A 19,552-nucleotide genomic window follows, 5' to 3' on the forward strand; every position below is an offset into this window, starting at 1 on the left:
AGGAACCATGGCCATCCACGGCCCCACTGTCGCTCTGCTCTCCACTTCCGACACCGACCTGCTGTCAGCCCGGGGTTCAGGCGCCAGGTATCGCTGGGCGAACCCTGCTCGCGCCAGCGACGCCGAGCTCCAGGCGGTGACCCTGGACGCGGATCTGGTCGTCGTGCGTCTCCTGGGCTCGCCCAGTGACCTGTTGGCGGGCATCGCCATCCTCCGCGAGCGGGGGACTCCGCTCGTCGTTCTCGGCGGCGAGCAGCAACCCAGCGCCGACCTCATGGAGCTGTCGACCGTCGCGATGGGGGTGGCTGCGCAGGCCCACCACTACCTGGCCGAGGGAGGCCCGACTAATCTTGCGCAGCTGCACGCGTTTCTCTGCGACACGGTGCTGCTCACTGGTGAAGGTTTCGACCCACCCACCCCGATCCCCACCTGGGGATTCGCCTCGCGACCGGCCCCCTCCGACGAAGCGCTCCCGCGGATCGGGGTCCTGTACTACCGCGCGCACGAGGCCAGCGGCAACACCGCCTTCGCGCACGCCTTGGCCGATGCGGTCGATGAGACCGGCGAGGCCATCGGTGTGCCGGTGTATGCAGGGTCGCTGCGGTCCGCGCCTGATGACCTCTACGCCGCCCTGGGCACTCTGGATGCCTTGGTCGTCACTGTTCTCGCGGCCGGTGGCAGCGTTCCTGCCGGGGCGGGTGCGGGTGGGGAGGACGAGGCGTGGGACGTCGAGCGGATGGCCGCCCTCGACATCCCGGTTCTGCAGGGGTTGTGCCTGACGAGCAGTCGCGCCGAGTGGGAGGCCTCCGACGAGGGGGTCAGCCCGCTGGACTCGGCGACCCAGATCGCGATCCCGGAGTTCGACGGCCGGATCATCACAGCGCCCTTCTCCTTCAAGGAGATTGACGACCAGGGGTTGCCGCACTATGTGGCCGATCCGGAGCGGTGCAACCGGGTCGCGCGGATCGCGGTCAACCATGCGCGCCTGCGACGGGTTCCCGAACAGGACAAGCGAATTGCGCTCGTCCTGTCGGCCTACCCGACGAAGCACGCCAGGATCGGCAACGCAGTCGGACTGGACACGCCGGTCTCCGCGATCCGTCTGCTGCGACGGATGCGCGACGAGGGGTACGACCTCGGCACCGACAACTCCGTCGTGGCGATCCTGGATGCCGAGGGAACCGACACAGAGGCCGGCGATGCCCTCATCCACCGGCTGATCGCGTCCGGCGGGCAGGACGAGGAGTGGCTGACCGCCGCACAGCTGACCGACGCCCACGTTCGAATCACCAAGGCCGAGTACGACTCGTGGACGGCCGACCTGCCCACCGAGCTGCGCGACGCCATGGTGCAGACCTGGGGAGCTTCGCCGGGGCAGCTGTTCGTCAACGACTCCGGTGAGCTCGTGCTCGCCACCCTGCGGGCGGGGAACGTCGTCATCCTCATCCAGCCACCTCGTGGCTTCGGGGAGAACCCCGTGGCGATCTACCACGACCCCGACCTGCCGCCGAGCCACCACTACCTCGGTGCCTACCGCTGGCTCGAGCACGGGTTCGGAGCGCACGCCGTGGTGCACCTGGGCAAGCACGGCTCCATGGAGTGGCTGCCCGGCAAGAACGCCGCCCTGTCGGCTGCGTGCGCGACCGATGCCGCGATCGGCAACATGCCGCTCGTCTACCCGTTCCTGGTCAACGACCCCGGCGAGGGTGCTCAGGCCAAACGCCGCGCGCACGCGACGATCGTCGACCACCTCGTACCTCCGATGGCCCGCGCCGAGACCTACGGCGACATCGCTCGTCTGGAGCAGCTGCTCGACGAGCACGCCAACATCGCGGCGATGGACCCGGCCAAGCTGCCGGCGATCCGTGGCGAGATCTGGACGCTCATGCAGGCGGCCCAGCTGCACCAGGATCTCGGGCTGGAGGAGCGTCCTGACGACGACGAGTTCGACTCGTTCGTCCTGCACATCGACGGATGGCTCTGCGAGATCAAGGACGCCCAGATCCGCGACGGCCTGCACATCCTTGGCGAGGCCCCCTTCGGTGCGGGACGCGTCAACCTCGTCCTCGCCATCCTGCGCACGTCCCAGGTCTGGGGAGGGGTCGGGAACGCCGTGCCCGGTCTACGTGCGGCGCTCGGGCTCAAGGAGGACGAACAGCTCACCGCCGTTGACGAGATCGAGGCGGTGGCGCGCGACCTGGTCGAGCGGATGGAGTCGGCGGGCTGGGACCCAGCTGTGGCCGAGACGCTGCACGCCAACCCGGACGTCCAACAGGTCCTGGCTTTCGCCGCGACCGAGGTCGTGCCGCGCCTGGCAGGGACCACGGGTGAGCTGGCTGCCGTCATCCACGCTCTTGACGGTGGTTTCGTGCCGGCCGGACCGTCGGGATCGCCCCTGCGCGGGCTGGTCAACGTGCTACCCACGGGGCGCAACTTCTACACCGTCGATCCCCGGGCCGTGCCGTCACGCCTGGCCTGGCAGACCGGCCAGGCCATGGCCGACTCACTGGTCCGTCGCTACCTCGACGACACCGGCACCTACCCGGAGTCCGTGGGGCTGTCGGTGTGGGGCACCTCCGCGATGCGCACGTCCGGCGACGACATCGCCGAGGTGCTGGCGCTCATGGGCGTGCGGCCCGAGTGGGACGAGGCTTCGCGCCGGGTGAGCCGTCTGAGGGTCATGTCGTTGGAGGAGCTGGGCCGTCCGCGCATCGACGTCACTGTTCGGATCTCCGGCTTCTTCCGGGATGCCTTCCCTCACGTCGTCGCCATGCTCGACGACGCGGTCCAGATGGTGGCCGACCTCGACGAGCCGGACGACCAGAACCACGTGCGGGCGCACACCCGTGCCGACCTGGCCGAGCACGGCGATGCACGCAGGGCCACCACGCGCATCTTCGGGTCCAAGCCGGGCTCCTACGGCGCGGGGATCCTGCAGGTGATCGAGTCCGGCACGTGGCGCGACGACAACGACCTCGCTGAGGTGTACACGGCGTGGGGTGGGTTCGCGTACGGCCGCGGTCTCGACGGCGCACCGGCGGCGGACGACATGCGGACGAACTACCGTCGCATCAAGGTGGCCGCCAAGAACGTCGACAGCAGCGAGCACGACATCGCTGACTCCGATGACTACTTCCAGTACCACGGGGGGATGGTCGCCACCGTTCGCGCGCTGACCGGTGCCGACCCGAAGGCCTATATCGGCGACTCCAGGTCGCCTGATGCCGTGCGGACCCGGACTTTGGGGGAGGAGACGGCGCGGATCTTCCGGGCCCGGGTCGTCAACCCGCGGTGGATCTCGGCGATGCAGCGTCATGGCTACAAGGGTGCCTTCGAGCTGGCTGCCACCGTGGACTACCTCTTCGGGTTCGACGCCACGGCGGGGGTCGTCCACGACTGGATGTACGACACGCTCGCCAAGGAGTACGTCCTGGACGAGACGAACCAGGAGTTCATGAGGCGCTCGAACCCGTGGGCTCTTCGCGGCATCGTCGAGCGCCTTCACGAAGCTGCTGACCGTGGTCTCTGGGCCGAGCCCGCTCCCGAGGTCCTGGCTGCGATGCAGGAGGTCTACCTGTCGGTCGAGGGCGACCTGGAGGAGGAGGGCGGTTGACCCGTCGGCTTGTCCTCATCGGCATCGGACCCGGCGACCCTGAGCAGGTCACCCTCGAGGCCGTCCGCGCCATGAACGAGGTGGACGTCGTCGTGGTCACCGAGAAGCACCGCCCCGACGGCGACCCGCTGGCTGCCGCCAGATCGGCCCTGCTCGCCCGGCACGCCACCTCGCTGCCGGCAATCGTCGTGGTCGAGGACGCCGAGCGCGACCGGTCGCCGTCGCGCACGGCCGAGGGTGACGGCTACCTGCGTGCCGTCGCCGACTGGCACGAGGCAAGGGCTCAGCGGTATGCCGCGGCGCTGGCCGACCAGCCGGGCGACGTGGGCTTCCTGGTGTGGGGTGACCCGGCGTTGTACGACTCGACCATTCGCGTCTTGGAGCGGGTGGCGCCGCTGGTCGGTGGGCAGCTCGTCGTCGTCCCCGGCGTGTCCAGCCTCTCGGCCCTCGCGGCACGGCACCGGATCGTCCTGCACGAGGTCGGTGAACCCTTCCATGTCACCACAGGGCGGCGACTGGCCGAGGCGGTGGAGCAGGGGCAGCGCACCATCGCGGTGCTGCTCAACAGGTCTCTGGACGAGTTGCGCGGTTTGGCCCCCGACGAGTGGCACATCTGGTGGGGCGCCAACCTCGGCACGCCCACAGAGCAACTGGTCGCAGGCCCGTTGGGCTCTGCCCTGCCCGAGATCGAGAGCGCCCGCGTCCTGGCCAAGGAGGCCGCAGGCTGGGTCATGGACCTCTACCTGCTCCGGCGTCGCGACTGACCTCAGGTCGCGGCGAGCAGCAAGACGGCCAGCGCCACTTCGATCGAGGCGCCGTAGACGTCGCCGGTCACGCCGCCCAGTCGCCGCACGGCCCGGTGCACCAGCCAGCCCACTGCGAGGACCGCGGCGGCCGCGCAGGCGAGCCCTCGCCACCACGGCTCGTCGACGAGCACGAAGCCCGCCGTTGTCACTGCTGTGAGGAGCAGCCAACCCAGCACACCCACCAGCGGTGAGACGGCGCCGGCATACGTCGAACCCAACCCCTCGGATCGGGCCCCGGGCACGGCACGCTGGCAGGTGATCAGCAGGGCACCGCGCGAGACGCACACGAGGATGCCCGCCAGCAACGGCCCCCACCGGTGGTTCAGCAACGAGGTCAACGCGCCGATCTGAACGGCAAGAACCAGCACGAGAGCCGCGGCACCCGCAGGGCCCGTGTCCCCGGTCCGCATGACCGCTAACGACCGCTCCGCGTCGTACGACGAGGTCAGCCCATCCGCGGTGTCCGCGAGCCCGTCGAGGTGAAACGCCCGGTTGCCCAGCGCCAGCAGGGCGATGCTCGCGGCCGCCACACCGATGGGAGCCAGCCCAAGTTCACGTCCCGACCAGCAGGCGACACCGACCAGGGCGCCGAGGGGCAGCACTGCGAGGGGCGCCAGTGTCATCGCAGGGCCGGTGACCTCGCGATCCGCCGACGCTGGTGGCCGCACCGGAATCGCCGTCAACGTGCCGACGGCGAATCGCCAGCTGTCATGCAGCCGCGTGAGGCGACCAACCGAGGAAGGCACGCCACCAGCCTCTCAGCACCGTTGTGCCTGGCCGTCTTTGGGGCCGCATCCGCCCGGATGGCGACGGGAACCGTGTCCGTCCCCCAGGCGCCTGCACGGATCGGTTCGGCCTCCGACAGAATCAGGGTGTGAGCCTGCCCTACTACCTCGTCCGCCACGGCGAGTCCGAATGGAACGTCCAACGCCTGACTCAGGGGCAGACCGTGCACCCACGCCTCACGGCGCGCGGGCGAGAGCAGGCGACAGGGGCGGCAAGAGCGATCGCGGACGACCTGGCGGCGTCAGGACTGGAGGCTGGCACCGTCACGACCAGCGACCTCGTGCGCGCGAGGGAGACGGCCGAGATCATCGTCGAGGTCCTCGGCGCGGAGCTGACGGTCGATGAGCGACTCCGCGAGCAACACCTCGGCACCCTCCAGGGCATGAGCCACGACGAGACGTTCGCGCTCGCGGCAACCGTCGACTGGTCGGAACCCGACCAGTCGATTGCGGGCGGTGAGTCGCTGCGCCAGGTGCGCGATCGAGTAGCGGCGGCGCTTTCCTCGATCGACCGCGGGAGCGTGACGACGCTGGTGAGCCACGGCGATGCAATTCGAGTTGCTGTCGCCCATGCGGCAGGGATGGAGCCACATCGCGCGCCGTGGCTGGAGGTACCGAACGGTGCCGTCGCGCGCATAGACGGCCGACGCACGACCTGGCTGCGCGGCTAGTTAGCTGCGCGCAGGTCTTAAGGCGGCCGGGTCGCCAAGGTGACGTCGCGGTCGAAGTCGTCGAAACCTCGCCCGGTGACGGACTCGACCATGCCGGGCATGCGCTCGCCGGCCGTAGCTGGGCCTTGGCTGGTCCGCGGATCTCGTTGTGGATACACCGGTTGCGAACGGGCTTTCGCCCCCGGAGTGGCCAGCCGCTGCACAGCCGAGCTGTCGAGGATGCTGGCGAGCACCGGGCTTGTGGCGCCCTCGCGGTCCGGGTGCCGGGCCCTTGGCCCGAGGTCGGTCTCGAGCCAGCGGGCTAACCGGACTGCTTTGCCGATGAACCGGGCTCGGTGCGCGTCGTGGTGCGCAGTCACGTCGGCCAGGACGTATTCGTAGCCCTTCTTGGTGTCGTCGAACAGCTTGAATGGAGTGACGTGCGCGGGCAAGGACGGCGGCGTGCTCGTGCTCGAGCAGGTCGGCCAGGACGGGCACGGCGACCTGAGGGTTGGTGGAGCGCAACGCCTGGGAACCCGAGCAGGTGATGCGCGCCCATTGGCCGATGAGGAGCGTCGGGAGAAGCGCCGCCAGGTCCTGCTTCTTGTCCCGGTGCGCGGAGTACACGACGTCGGCAGCCCAGGCCGCGTCCTGGAACATCATCGTGTGCGCGACCGTGGCCGCCGCGGCGTCGTCTGCGCTGCTCACGGGGACAGCATGCCCGTCTGCCGCAGGGGCTCTGCTTCCTGGCGCTCCGGGGTGTCGCCGGTTTAGGGCAGGATCTGCGGTGTGTTGGAACCTCACCTTGCTGCTGCGTTTGCTTTGACCGGCGCCCCTGGCGCCTACGCCATGCTTCTCGGGGCCGGTGTCTCAGCGTCGGCGGGCGTGAAGACTGCTTGGCAAGTGCAGGAGGAACTCATCCTTCGGGTTGCCGCTGCCCTGGGCAATGCCCCGGCCGATCCGTTCGCCTGGTTCGAGACCACCTACGGGACGCCGCCCACGTACGAGGGGCTGTTGGAGGCGCTTGCCGCTACCCAGATCGAACGGCAGGCACTGCTGAGGCCGTTCTTCGAGCCGACCGAGCAGGAACGAGCGGACGGTCTGAAGGTGCCGACTGGGGCACATCGGGCTGCGGCCAGGCTGGCAGCGGCAGGGCACGTGCGCGTTCTCATCACCACGAACTTTGACCGGCTGCTCGAGACTGCCCTGCGCGATGAGGGCGTGGAGCCCGTGGTGGTAACGGCCGCCTCACAAATGGCAGGGCTGGCACCGCTGCACACGGTGCGGTGCCTGGTCGTGCACCTGCACGGGGACTACCTGACCCCGACAAGCATGCTCAACACAGTCGAGGAGCTGGCGACCTACCCCGCAGAGGTCGACAAGCTGCTGGACCGCATCTTCGACGACTATGGCCTGCTGGTCGCCGGATGGTCAGCTGTCTACGACCCGGCCCTGCGGGATGCCTGGAGCAGGTGCCCCAACCGCCGGTTCTCCTCGTTCTGGGTCGACCCGCACGGGCTACGACAGGAAGCGCTCGATCTCGCGAGGATGAAGGCCGTTCGCGTCATAGAGGACACCGCGGAGCGGTTCCTGGGCCAAGTGGCCGACTCGGTCGACGCCATTGAACGGACCGGGCAACGCCACCCGCTGACGGTTCCCATCGCCGCGGAGTCAGCGAAACGCGAACTGTCCGGCGGCAGGACTGCCATCGCGCTCCATGACACGCTGCGCCGAGAACTCGACGCCCTGGCCCTTTGCGGCCCGCTGCACCCGGAATCGTTCGACTCAGTGAGCGGTCAGGACGAACACGCACGACGGCTCCGGGTGATCGAAGCCGCCAGCGCCGTGCCGGTGACGCTGGTCGCCACCACGGCGTACTGGGGCACTGAGTCGACTGACCGGTGGTGGCTCGACGACATCCAACGCTTCGGAACCCGTCCCAACGTAGGCGGACTGACGAACCTCATCAACCTCACACAGGCCCCGGCCACGCTGCTCACCTACGCGGCCGGGGTCGCCGCCACCGCTGCACAACGATGGGACCTGGTCACCCTCCTGCTGACCGGCCCGCGGACGCTGGACTGGCAGGGTGAGGAGGTGCCCGTCGCGCAGTTCTTGGGCCCGGACCACACGTTGAACAAACCCCCGAAGTACCTGTACGCCTACCTTCGACCACTCCTGGCCGACCACGTCGGACTCGGCAACGCGTTCGAGGAGGGCTGCCAGAGGTTCGAATACCTGCGGCTGGTCGCCGCTGCCGCCCGGGCCAAGGCGACCTCGCGCGGCTTCAGCCTCGGGCTGCCCCACCTGCAGGTGACTGACGTCGCCCGCATGGAGTACGTGCCCGTGGTGCAACCCTGGTTCCGGCGTTTGCTGGCCACCCCAGACGTCGCAACCATCCTGGCTGGGCTGCAGATACCGGACGCAGCAACCGGCGAGCAGCTCGCAGACGAAGTCGATGCCCAGGTGCACAAGCTCGCCGACCAGGCTGCATGGAGCGCGCTGCCACCGGGCGGAGGAACGCTGCCGTCCGGGACATGGTGGATCGACAACCATGGCCGTTGGGCCGAGCCCTCCTGACCTCGACCCATCGGTCGGATCAAGGATCAGACAAGGTCAGTGCCTGACCATCGCGAGCGAGTTGCTCACGCGGTCCCTGCACGAGCCCCGCGGGACGGTCGTGGGATGCAGCACTCACGGGTGTCTCGACGTACGCCAGTGATGTTCATGTGCGCGGCCGGAGGCTGGCCCAAAAATGAGCCCAATAGACCTCATCCACGTCGGACCAGGTAACGATCTGACAACAGCGGACCGGATGCGTCTCAGCGCGACCGCACGGCTCTGACCTGCGACGATGTGCGCAAGCGGTTGTGAAGGGGTCGCCAGAGTGGTGGGCATGGTCATCCCTTGGAACTTCCCCATCCTGTCCGCGAATTGCTACGGATCAGGGGGTGATTCCTGCGGTGAGGAGGCCGTGCCGGACGTCCTTCCGTGACGACGTCAACGTATAGCGGGCCACACCCGGGGATTGTTCCGACCGGTGCCGAGCTTTGGCCCAGAGCGCACTCAATCTCAGCCTGACGCGGGGTCTGGAGCATGGGCAGTCAACGGCGTGGTCGACATACGCACGTTGTCGCCAGTGGCCACGGCAGCACCTGGGAGGGTGCGGACGGCCGTGTTCAACAGCTCCCCTTACCTGCGAACGTCTGCGCTTGGCTCGAAACTGGGTGGGCGTTTCGGGGCACCGCGTCCAAGGTTGGCTGGTTGTGTCTGGTCGGGTTGCCGTCACTCGTCGTCCGGTGACGATTGGCAACCCTTCGATGCGCCCGAAGGTGGATGCCAGCTGTGCTTGAGGAAGCCTCTCGATGTGACGTCACGATTGACGTTGCTGTCCTACTGCTGTCAGACGGCCGGGAGCGCGAGAAACCGACGGCCTCGCAAGGCGCTGACCTGCGGTTTTGGTGGCCAGGGGCGGGGTCGAACCGCCGACCTTCCGATTTTCAGATGTCGGCGGCCGGGCGAGCCGGTCTGTAGGAGCGCTGCAGGGTGCCGCCTTTGGGCACCTCAAGTGCAGTTCCAGCTGGTGGCGTCTGGGCGCGTTGCTGTCAGTGCTGCTGTCACACGATCTGAAGCTCTCGTCGCCGAATGCGGGGTCGCTCGCCTTACGTGGAGTGCGTGGTGGCCGTCCCGGGGGGGGTCCCCTCTTCGTCCCGAACTTCAGGCATTGGCGTCGGCGAGACGTGATCGTGCTTACGACCCGCCATCAGCCTCCGTAGAGCGGCAAGCTCCGTCGCACCGACTGCTGTACTTCCGTGCTGTACTGCACGTGCCCTTGATTCTCCGCTTTTCAGGCACTCACGAACCGCACGTCAGGGAACCTCTTCGATGTGGCGTGCGATATCTCGTGCAACATCTCGCCCGCAACGCCCGCCTTCGAGCGAGTGTGTCTCATGCTGAGCTGGCCCTTTTGAGGGCAAGGTGCGCGGGTTGCAGCCTCATACCAATGCGCGCATATCGTGCCCTCCTGGCCATGTGAGGGAACTCGCGGTGCGGGGCCGGAGACACGCGCTAACCTAGCAGGGCCCCACTGAGTCGACACGCCGGACGGCTTGCGCTTGCTGAGGTGGTCTGGGGAGCAAACTACAACAGTGTAAGTAGTTGCCGGTTCAGACCCGACTTGGGAAGAGCGAGAGGCGCCACGGTGCGAGCAATTACGAAATCGCAAGGGCAAGGCAGCGTTGCTGTCACGGCCATTGACAAGCTTCCGTCTCGAACGGTCAGCGGCAAGACATTCGTATCGATCCCGATTCGCCCCCAGGTCGTTCGCGCGAGGTCGAAGAAGGCTTCCTAGAGATCGGGAAGCAGCACCTTGATCGCGGCAGCCTGCAGGCGGGATGCCACTTCGCTCAACTCGCCCACCTGGTCGGCGACGGACAGCACTGATCTCAAGTTCGTGTTCCCAGGCTCTACGTCAACGATGTTGCACGTGGTGTTCAACGTCACGGCGCCTACGGTAAGCCGATCAAGAGGTACCTTTACACCACCAGGAGCCAGGATGCTCTCGTCTGTGCAGGCACCTTCCACGGTGATCGGCGTCGCCAGTACTCCTCTCCATGTCTGAGAGTCAGGTCGTGGAGATGTATCGGTCGCCTGGGTTGTGCCGTAATACATCGCCGCCGCCGACGAATACGTAGCAGATGGCTCGATGGCCGCCACTCTGTCGAACGACCACGCCTCCCGATGTGTGAAGGTGCTGGTTCCAACCAGGGCAACTGCGTAGGGGGCAGGAAGGCCGGCCCTTGGCGAGCGCCGGCGCAGCCAAAGAAAAAGACCGAAGTGTTCGTCGGCGGGCTCCCATGTGTGGTCGCGGAGCCTGTGCCGCTCCTTGAGCTTCTCGAGGTAGCGAACCGGGCCATCCTTGGCGTGGAGCACGCCAAACAGCGCTTCGCTCAGATTGTCCGCAGCGGGTCCGAGAGGAAACGGGTTGGACGGCGCGCAACCGATGTTTTCGTAGCACTGGGTCAAGACTCGCGTGAAGCGCTTCCCGTATCTAAGCGACTGACCCTCTCCTCGGGGAACTCGATTCGCGTATTGCTTTGGTCGAGCTACAGCCAGTGACATGTCCGAGACGAGTTGGATCAGTTGGGAGTAGGACTTCAAGAAGACAGGCTTCAGACCCAGCTTCCCCTCGAGGTACTGCGCTGATGCCACGGAGTACCTTACCGAGTCTGCATTTGTCTCTGCGCCGGTAACAGACCCAGGGACCACTAGGACAAACCGTGGGTGCTGCTTCTTCTTCGAAGACGAGACTGGTTCACCCTCGGCCTTCACGTCCCAAAGGGGGCCCACGAGATTTGGATCCGAGAGACTGACGCCGATGAAGAGCACCGGATTCGCCTCCAGCTCCTTGGCGACAACGCTCCTTACCTTCGTGCCATACCTAAGAAAGTGTGACTCTGTCAGGATGATCGGCTTCTTGTCTTCCCGGTCATTAGTTACGACGAGGCCATGCACGTGAAGGACGCCGATACCTCCTGAGGCAACAAACTCGCGCCACTCGTCGGCTTCATCTATGGAGTAGGACTCGATCGACGTCTCGGGAAGGTAGGAGCGCAGTGCTGACTCAAGAACCTCGTCGAAGTTTGTCGTAATAATTCGGACGGCCTGCTTGCGAACGGCGACAAGCCTTGCGATCGCGTCGGCAAGTTCCCCATGAGAGACGTCACCCTGCTCGGGGTAGAGCGCATCACGGATGATTTCAGACTCGCGCTTACGCGTCGCTGACAGCGCCATCTGAACTATGTACTCGGCTTTCCGCATCGGGTCGGAGGGGTCCGCTTTAGCCATGTGCCGCAGCGGCTCATCCGCCAAATCGTCGGCCATCCGCATCAGCAGCGATGACCACGACGGAAGGCCGGCGTCCATTGAGACGCCAGCTCCCACTACGAACGTGATGGGCTCAGGCCTCAGCGTCACACGCAACAGATCAGCGAGAAATGGCTGGTCCTTGGTTGAGAGCGTGTTGCCTTCCAAGATCCTCTCGGCGGAGATCAGCTCCGACTGCGCACCCGTGATACGACGCTGTGCCAACGCAATCCCTCCACACGTGATTACGATTCGCCATCAGGGCGGCGAATGTCCACGCGCCCGGTCGAACATTACATCCGTCGGCACGAGCTTCAGCGCCAACGCCTCGAGTCCACGTTATTGCCACGCGCCTCGGGGCTCCTGACTTCGAGAGGACGATTCGCAGCGCGGAAGTCGTGGAGCTCGGCGTCGAGCCACACGTTCGGCGAAAATGCGCCCTCCATCGAGTCGTCCGGCCAGAGGCATCATGTCGCCACGTGTCCCATCCCATCGACGACGAATCCCCACGCAGGCCAACGGAATTCACCGCGCCGATAGCCGTATTGTGTGAGACACAGGCGGAATCGCCCTGTCCCCACGCACTCCGACAGAGGGAAATCTCACCAGTCCTCGGAGATGGTGGCTTGAGGTCTGTGTTCGACACGGCACACGAACGGTGCGTCACTTCGCCCTGACTTGCGCGGCCATCTGGAGAGCAAAGCAGGGACGAGGCGTAGATCGCGATGGGGCTCACTACGGCCTCGAGGACTACACGCGCATCAGGCACGTGATGCACGCGCACGCATGAGGCAGTCGACCACCGCTCACCCCACCAGGTCGTGCGCCTCGCGGAGGGCGGCCCTGGGCGACTCGACGGCCGACAGCGCCACCGGGTCCCGGCCGCGCGAGCCGAGCAGCCAGGTCAGCGTGACCAGCAGCCGCCGGCGCCGGCAGGGCAGGCGTGAGCCGTGGTAGATGCGGTGCACGAGCCAGGCGAGGTAGCCGCGGAGCGGTACGCCGTACAGCTCGGCCACGCCCTGGCGCCGGCCCAGCGAGGCGACCGCGCCGGCGTCGCGGTGCCGGTAGGCCCCCAGCCGTCCGCGCAGGTTGTCGGCGAGCCGGGTCGCCTGGCGCACGGCGTGCTGGGCCGTCGGTGCACACCAGCCACCGCCGACGACGTCCGGCACGGCCGCGCAGTCGCCGACTGCCCACACGCCATCGACGACGCGGAGGTGCTCGTCTGCCAGCACTCGGCCGGCCTCGTCGCACGGAAGGCCGAGCCGGCGCAGCACCGGGTGCGGGACGACCCCGGCCGTCCACACCACGGTGTCCGTGGCGACGACCGTGCCGTCGCTGAGCACGACCGCGTCGCTGGTCACCCGCTCGAGCCGCGTGTCCAATCGCACGTCGATGCCGCGGCCGGCGAGTTGGGCCGCGGCGTACGAGGCGAGCCGCTCGGGCAGCTGGCCGAGGATGCGTGGTCCGGCCTCGACGAGCACCCAGCGGCTCTGGTCCATGGTGATGCCCGGGAAGTGCGGGAGCTGCCGGCGCACCATGTCCTCGAGCTCGGCGAGCGCCTCGATGCCGGCGTAACCCGCACCCACGAAGACGAAGGTCAGCGCACGCTCGCGCGCGAGCGAGTCGGTCGTCGACGCGGCGAGCTCGAGCCGCGAGAGCACCCGGTTGCCGAGGTGCAGTGCCTCCTCGACGGTCCGGAAGCCGATGGCGTGGTCCACGAGCCCCGGCACCGGCAGGGTCTTGGTCACCGACCCGACCGCGAGCACCAGCTCGTCGTAAGGCACCTCCTGCATCGCACCGTCGCGCGCGGTCAACGTCGCCACCCGGCGAGCGGTGTCCAGGCCGGTGAGTGACGCTGCCAGCACTCGGGCGCCGGGCAGCGCCGTCCGCAGCGGTACGACGACGTGCGCGGGCTGCACGGTACCGGCGGCCGTCTCGGGCAGCAGCGGCTGGTAGGTCATGTAGCCGTGCGGGTTGACCACGGTGACGTCGAGGTCGCGCGCCTTGCGGAGCAGGCGGCGCGCGACGGTGAGGCCGGCGTACCCGCCGCCGATCACGACCACGTGGCGGCTCATGGGAAGTCCACGCTGAAGTACTGGGTCTCCTGGTACTCGCGGATCCCGTCGCGAGCGCCCTCGCGGCCCAGCCCGCTCTGCTTGACGCCGCCGAAGGGTGCCGATGGGTCGGAGACCAGGCCGCGGTTGATGCCGACCATGCCGGCGTCGATCGCCTCGGCCAGGCGCAGGGCGTCCTGGAGCCGTCCGGCGTAGACGTAGGCGGCCAAGCCGAGCTCGGTGTCGTTGACCAGGCGCAGCAGTTCGTCCTCGTCCTTCCACACGACGACGGGGGCGACCGGGCCGAAGATCTCCTCGCGGACGATCTGTGCATCCGCGGGGACGTCGAGCAGGAGGGTCGGCGGGTAGAACCAGCCGTCGGTGGGGATCGGGCCGCGATGCGCGATGCGGCCCCCTTCGGTGACGGCGCGGTTGACCGCGGCTGTCACCCGGTCGACGGCCGCCGCGCTGATCAGTGGGCCGATCTGGGCGCCGTCGAACGCCGGACCCAGGGAGAGCGACGCGATGGCCGCGGCGAACCGGGTGGCGAACTCGTCCACCACGTCGGCGTGCACGTAGAACCGATTGGCGGCCGTGCAGGCCTGGCCGCCATTCCGGAACTTGGCGATCATGGCGCCCTCCACCGCGGCTTCGATGTCGGCGTCCGCGCACACGACGAACGGCGCGTTGCCGCCGAGCTCCATCGAGGCGTTCACCACCCGGTCGGCGGCCTCGCGCAGCAGCAGCTGGCCGACCGCCGTGGAACCGGTGAACGAAACCTTGCGTACCCGTGAGTCGTCGAGCCAGGCGCCGACGACTCCGGGGGCATCGGTGGTGGGCACCACCTGGACTGCTCCTGCTGGAACGCCGGCGGCGTGCAGGATCCGGGCCACCGCGAGGGCGGTGAGTGGCGTTTCGGCCGCCGGCTTCAGCACGACGGTGCAGCCCGCGGCCAGCGCCGGGGCGATCTTGCGAGTCGCCATCGCGGCCGGGAAGTTCCACGGCGTGACCAGAGCCGCAACCCCGACCGGCCGCTGGGTGACCAGCGTGCGGGCGCCGCCGGCCGGGGAGATGCCGTAGCCGCCCTCGGTGCGGACGGCCTCCTCGGAAAACCAGCGGAAGAACTCGGCGGCATAGATGACCTCGGCGTGCGCGTCGGCGAGGCTCTTGCCGTTCTCCCACGAGATTAGTGCGGCGAGCCGGTCGGCGTCGGCGTGCATGAGGTCGAAGGCCCGGCGCAACGCCTCGGAGCGGACCCGTGGGGCGGTCCTCGCCCAGTGGGGGAACACGGCGTGGGCGGCGTCGACCGCGGCCGTGGCGTCGGCAGGGCCGCGATCGGGCAGGTCGCAGACGGTGTTGCCGGTGGCCGGGTCGACGACGCCGAAGGTCGGGCACGTTCCCTGCTCGACGAGGAGCTCGGCGAGCAGGGAGGCGGCGTCCTTGAGCTCCGGGCATGGGGCAGCGGTGAGGGTCATGGGGGTCTCCAGGGGGATCGACGTGGTCACGGGTAGAGGCCGCGCAGCCGGTGGGCCTGCGCGACGCGTTGGACGGCGAGGGCGGTGGCGGCGGTCCGCAACGGCAGTTGCAGTCGCTCAGCGTGGTCGTGGACCTGCCACCACGCGGCCAGCATCCGGTCGGCGAGGCGGCGCTCGACCTCGTCGGCGCTCCACCAGTAGGCCTGGTTGGCCTGCACCCACTCGAAGTAGGACACGATGACGCCGCCTGCGTTGGCGAGGATGTCGGGGACGACGAGCTGCCCGCGCGACTCGAGGAGTGCGTCGGCCTCCGGTGTGGTCGGTCCGTTGGCGCCCTCGACGACGATGCTGGCGCGGATCCTCGGGGCGTTCGCCGCGGTGATCACGCCCTCGACGGCGGCCGGGACGAGCAGGTCGACGTCGGCCTCGATCAGCTCGGCGTGGGTGAGCTCGTCGGCGTCGAAGCCGACCACGCCGCCATGAGCGTGGACGTGCGCCTCGAGGGCGGATACGTCGAGGCCGCGCTCGTCTCCGACCGCGCCGTACTGGTCGCTGACGGCCGTCACTCGCACGCCGGCTTCGGCCAGGAAGCGGGCAGCGTACCTGCCGACCTTGCCGAAGCCCTGGACGGCGGCGGTTGCCCGGGTGGGCTCGATGCCGCGGCTGCGTAGGGCGGCGAGGGCCACGTGGACGACTCCGCGCGAGGTGGCCGTGGCCCGGCCGAGGGAGCCGCCGAGGCTCACCGGCTTACCGGTGGTGACGCCGAGGACCGTGTGTCCCTGCTGGACCGAGTAGGTGTCCATCAGCCACGCCATGGTGTTCTCGTCGGTGCCGATGTCCGGGGCGGGGATGTCGCGCTCGGGCCCGATGAGGGGGCTGATCTCACTGGTGTAGCGGCGGGTCACCCGCTCGAGCTCGGCCGAGGAGTAGGTGCGCGGATCGATCCGCACGCCGCCTTTCGCGCCGCCGTACGGCACGTCGATCAGGGCGCACTTCCAGGTCATCCACATCGCGAGTGCGCGAACCTCATCGAGGGTGACGTCCGGGCTGTAGCGCAGCCCGCCCTTCGCCGGACCGCGCGAAAAGTTGTGCTGCACTCGGTGGCCGGTGAGCAGCTCGGTGGTGCCGTCGTCGCGGCGCAGCGGGATGGCGACCGTCACCTCGCGCCGCGGATGGGCGAGCATCGCGTGCATGCCCTCGTCGAGGCCGAGCACCTCGACGGCCTGGCGCAGCTGCGTGCGCGCGTCGTCGAGCGGGCTCGCGGTCGTGGGCCCCAGCAACGTGGTCACCGGGTCTCCTCGAAGGCCGCAGCGAGGACGTCCAGACCCTCGGCGAGCAGGTGGTCGGGCATGGACAGCGGGGGCAGGAAGCGCAGCACGTTGCCGAACGTGCCGCAGGTCAGCACGATCAGCCCGCGCTGGTGCGCGGCTGCGGCGATCCGGCGGGTCAACTCGGCGTCGGGGACCATGGTTCCCGGCTCGACGAGCTCGACCCCGACCATCGCGCCCCGGCCCCGAACCTCGCCGATCCGGTCATCGCGCTCCTGCAGGCCGCGCAGTCGCTCGACCATCGTCTTTCCGATGTCACGCGCGCGGTCGACGAGCCTGTCCTTCTCTATGGTCTCGATCACGGCGAGGGCAGCTGCACACGCGAGCGGGTTGCCGCCATAGGTGCCGCCGAGGCCGCCGACATGCGGTGCGTCCATGATCTCCGCGCGCCCGGTCACGGCCGAGAGCGGCATGCCGCCGGCGATCCCCTTTGCGGTGACGATCAGGTCGGGTACAACGCCCTCGTGGTCGACGGCGAACATCTCGCCGGTGCGTGCGAACCCGGTCTGCACCTCGTCGGCGATGAAGACGACTGCGTTGTCGCGACACCACGCGGCGAGCGTGCTGAGGAAGCCGGCGGCCGGGACGATGAAGCCGCCCTCGCCCTGGATCGGCTCGATCACGACGGCCGCCAGGTTGTCGGCACCGATCTGCTTCTCGACCACGGTGATCGCCTCGCGGGCGGCCGCCATGCCGTCGTTGTGGCCGTCGCGAAACGGGTAGGACACCGGAGCCCGGTGCACCTCTGGAGCGAAAGGTCCAAAGCCGCTCTTGTACGGCATGCTCTTCGCGGTCAGCGCCATCGTCAGGTTGGTCCGCCCGTGGTAGGCGTGGTCGAAGGCAACCACGGCCTGCTTCCTCGTCCAGGAGCGCGCGATCTTGACCGCGTTCTCGACCCCCTCGGCGCCCGAGTTGAAAAGCACAGTGCGCTTCTCGTGCTCCCCAGGCGTGAGCCGGTTGAGCGCTTCCGCGACCTCCACGTAGCCGGCGTACGGTGTGACCATGAAGCAGGTGTGGGTGAAGGCGCGCGCCTGCTCAGCGACGGCGTCCACGACCAACGGAGCGCTGTTGCCGACGGTGGTGACCGCGATGCCGGAGCCGAAGTCGATGAGCGAGTTGCCGTCGACGTCGACGACCACGCCGCCTCCGGCGGCCATCGCGTAGAGGGGGAGCGTGGTGCCGACGGCCCGGGCGACGGCGGCGCCCTTGCGGGCGTGCAACTCGCGAGACCGTGGGCCGGGCAGCTCGGTGACCAGGCGGCGTTCTTGGGGGAGGGTCGGCCCTCCGGTGGCGTGCGACATCGGGTGCTCCAGCAGTGAGGCGGTGTGGGACTCCTCGACGGTAGGTCGGCGGTGTGAAGTCCGCCATGGCCGAACTGCACAGCCAACAGGCGGCCCGCTGTGCGATCATGACCCCATGGTGGCGGTTACCGATCTCCTTGCTGACCCCGTCCTCGGGCTCGATCCGGTCGAGCTATCGCATCCCGAGGCGGAGGTGCGCTGGGTCGCGGCGAGCGAGCTGGTCGACCCGACGCCATTCCTCGAAGGCAACGAGGTGCTCCTGACCACGGGTCTCGAGACGGTCGGCTGGCGGCGCGAGTGGGCGCCGTACGTCGGGCGCCTCGTCGAGGCGCAGGTGGCCGCCTTGGGCGTCGCCGTCGGGCTCACCCACCGGGCAGTGCCCGTGGGCCTTCGGCGCGCGTGCGCCGACGCCGGGCTGAACCTGTTCGCGGTGCCGCGAGCCACCACGTTCGTGGCGATCAGCCGGACCGCTGCGCGCTTGATCGACGCCCACGCCGGGGCAGCAGCCCGACGCTCCCTCGACGTCCAGCGGCAGCTCACGCAGGCGGCTCTGCGAGGCGGCGCACCGCTCATGCTGATGCGCCGTCTGGCGGCCGTGACGGGCGGTGCCGCCGCTATCGTCGACCGGGACGGACGGGTCGAGGGCGGGCCGGCCGGAGTCGGCCTCGATCTGGACGTGGTCGCTGCAGAGATCGTGCGGCTCCGCCCGCAGGGCCTCCGAGCCGCATCCAGCGTGCAGTCTGGATCAGGGACGATCGTCGTGCAGCCGGTCGGGCTAACCGGGCGCCCCGGATCCTGGCTGGCCGTGCTCCTGCCTGGACGTCCCGACGACGCGCAGCGGGCAGCGGTCACCACCGCGGTGTCACTGCTATCCCTGGCCGCCGAGAGCCGGCGCGCGCGACAAGCGAGCACACGTCGGCTCCGTGGCCGGGCCCTCGAGCTGCTCGTCCGATCCGACTCGCGCACCGCCGCCATCGTGCTGGGTAGCGGAGTCGTCGACGAACCGGCCCTGCCCGATCCCGTGGTGCTCCTCCGGGCAACCGGGCCTGAGGACGCGCTGGACGACGCCGTCAGTCGGGGCGAGGACCGCGCGCCGCTCTTGGCCCGCGTCGGCGACGAGGTGTGGGTCGCGACCGACCCCCGCGATGTCGACCAGCAGGCTGCGGCGTTGGCCGAGCACGGGCTTCGTGTCGGCGTGGGGGACCCCGCACCAGTGGAGTCGGCCGCACGCAGCCATGCCAACGCCGGACACGCGCTGCTTGCCACCTCCGACGCCAGACCCGTGGTGCGATGGGAACGGCTCGTCGGGGCCGGCACGATCGCGATGCTGGACCGGCCGCGCGCCGAGGCCTTCGCGTCGGCCTTCCTGTCGCCGCTCGGCGGTAACGAGGAACTGCTCGCGACGCTGCGCTCGTTCCTGCGCCACCACGGCTCCCGCGCCAGCGTCGCCAAAGAGCTCGGAGTCCATCGCAACACCGTGCGGAACCGGATCGCACAGATCGAGGAAGCCGTGGGCGGCTCGCTCGACGATCCGCAGGTCCGGGTCGATGCCTGGGTGGCGCTCACGATCGCGTGACGACGGGCATTGCTGCCTCCCTCGCGACGCGGTCGAAACTGAACAGGGCTCTGAGTATCGGGCGCGGTTTCGCATGGCCAGCCAAAGGTTCCACGATCG

General features: G+C 68.7%; 12 protein-coding genes. 5 read left to right on the top strand and 7 right to left on the bottom strand.

Annotated elements, in window-relative coordinates; all coding sequences use genetic code 11:
• The first annotated feature begins 7 nt into the window (after positions 1–7).
• Positions 8–3,613, top strand: a complete 3,606-nt coding sequence (gene cobN / locus ACXJKD_RS13585; protein WP_457255145.1) for a cobaltochelatase subunit CobN — start codon at positions 8–10, stop codon at positions 3,611–3,613.
• On the top strand, positions 3,610–4,377 hold the full coding sequence (gene cobF / locus ACXJKD_RS13590) for a precorrin-6A synthase (deacetylating) (RefSeq protein WP_457255146.1): 768 nt from the start codon (positions 3,610–3,612) through the stop codon (positions 4,375–4,377). Before cobN ends, cobF begins: the two co-directional genes overlap by 4 nt.
• Positions 4,378–4,379: 2 nt before the next feature.
• On the opposite strand, the gene ACXJKD_RS13595 is transcribed toward cobF, so the two are convergent.
• Positions 4,380–5,165 (bottom strand): adenosylcobinamide-GDP ribazoletransferase, encoded by a 786-nt coding sequence (locus ACXJKD_RS13595; RefSeq protein ID WP_457255147.1) that lies wholly within the window; start codon positions 5,163–5,165, stop codon positions 4,380–4,382.
• A gap of 128 nt (positions 5,166–5,293) precedes the next feature.
• Here ACXJKD_RS13595 and ACXJKD_RS13600 point away from each other — a divergent pair, with 128 nt between their 5' ends.
• On the top strand, positions 5,294–5,875 hold the full coding sequence (locus ACXJKD_RS13600; RefSeq protein ID WP_457255148.1) for a histidine phosphatase family protein: 582 nt from the start codon (positions 5,294–5,296) through the stop codon (positions 5,873–5,875).
• A 17-nt stretch (positions 5,876–5,892) separates the two neighbouring features.
• Here ACXJKD_RS13600 and ACXJKD_RS13605 read toward each other — a convergent pair whose 3' ends face one another.
• Complete coding sequence (locus tag ACXJKD_RS13605; RefSeq protein ID WP_457255149.1) at positions 5,893–6,306, bottom strand: hypothetical protein; 414 nt, start codon at positions 6,304–6,306, stop codon at positions 5,893–5,895.
• Positions 6,307–6,757: 451 nt separating this feature from the next.
• Between ACXJKD_RS13605 and ACXJKD_RS13610 the strand changes: the two genes are divergently transcribed.
• Positions 6,758–8,434 (top strand): SIR2 family protein, encoded by a 1,677-nt coding sequence (locus ACXJKD_RS13610; protein ID WP_457255150.1) that lies wholly within the window; start codon positions 6,758–6,760, stop codon positions 8,432–8,434.
• Positions 8,435–10,201: 1,767 nt separating this feature from the next.
• On the opposite strand, the gene ACXJKD_RS13615 is transcribed toward ACXJKD_RS13610, so the two are convergent.
• The 5 genes from ACXJKD_RS13615 to gabT all read right to left on the bottom strand — a co-directional run bounded on the left by ACXJKD_RS13615 (position 10,202) and on the right by gabT (position 17,877).
• Positions 10,202–11,944, bottom strand: coding sequence for an SIR2 family protein (locus tag ACXJKD_RS13615; RefSeq protein WP_457255151.1), 1,743 nt, complete (start codon positions 11,942–11,944; stop codon positions 10,202–10,204).
• A gap of 581 nt (positions 11,945–12,525) precedes the next feature.
• On the bottom strand, positions 12,526–13,794 hold the full coding sequence (locus ACXJKD_RS13620; protein WP_457255152.1) for an NAD(P)/FAD-dependent oxidoreductase: 1,269 nt from the start codon (positions 13,792–13,794) through the stop codon (positions 12,526–12,528).
• On the bottom strand, positions 13,791–15,248 hold the full coding sequence (locus ACXJKD_RS13625) for an NAD-dependent succinate-semialdehyde dehydrogenase (protein ID WP_457255196.1): 1,458 nt from the start codon (positions 15,246–15,248) through the stop codon (positions 13,791–13,793). Before ACXJKD_RS13625 ends, ACXJKD_RS13620 begins: the two co-directional genes overlap by 4 nt.
• A 26-nt stretch (positions 15,249–15,274) precedes the next feature.
• The gene (locus ACXJKD_RS13630; RefSeq protein ID WP_457255153.1) at positions 15,275–16,537 is read right to left on the bottom strand and encodes a Glu/Leu/Phe/Val family dehydrogenase; all 1,263 of its coding nucleotides are present in this window, start codon (positions 16,535–16,537) and stop codon (positions 15,275–15,277) included.
• The gene (gabT, locus tag ACXJKD_RS13635) at positions 16,534–17,877 is read right to left on the bottom strand and encodes a 4-aminobutyrate--2-oxoglutarate transaminase (protein WP_457255154.1); all 1,344 of its coding nucleotides are present in this window, start codon (positions 17,875–17,877) and stop codon (positions 16,534–16,536) included. The genes ACXJKD_RS13630 and gabT overlap by 4 nt, the downstream gene beginning before the upstream one ends.
• 115 nt (positions 17,878–17,992) lie before the next feature.
• Here gabT and ACXJKD_RS13640 point away from each other — a divergent pair, with 115 nt between their 5' ends.
• Entirely contained in the window at positions 17,993–19,453 is a 1,461-nt protein-coding gene (locus ACXJKD_RS13640; RefSeq protein ID WP_457255155.1) for a PucR family transcriptional regulator, read from the top strand.
• Positions 19,454–19,552: the final 99 nt, after the last annotated feature.

This window comes from Pedococcus sp. P5_B7 (genome assembly GCF_054049895.1).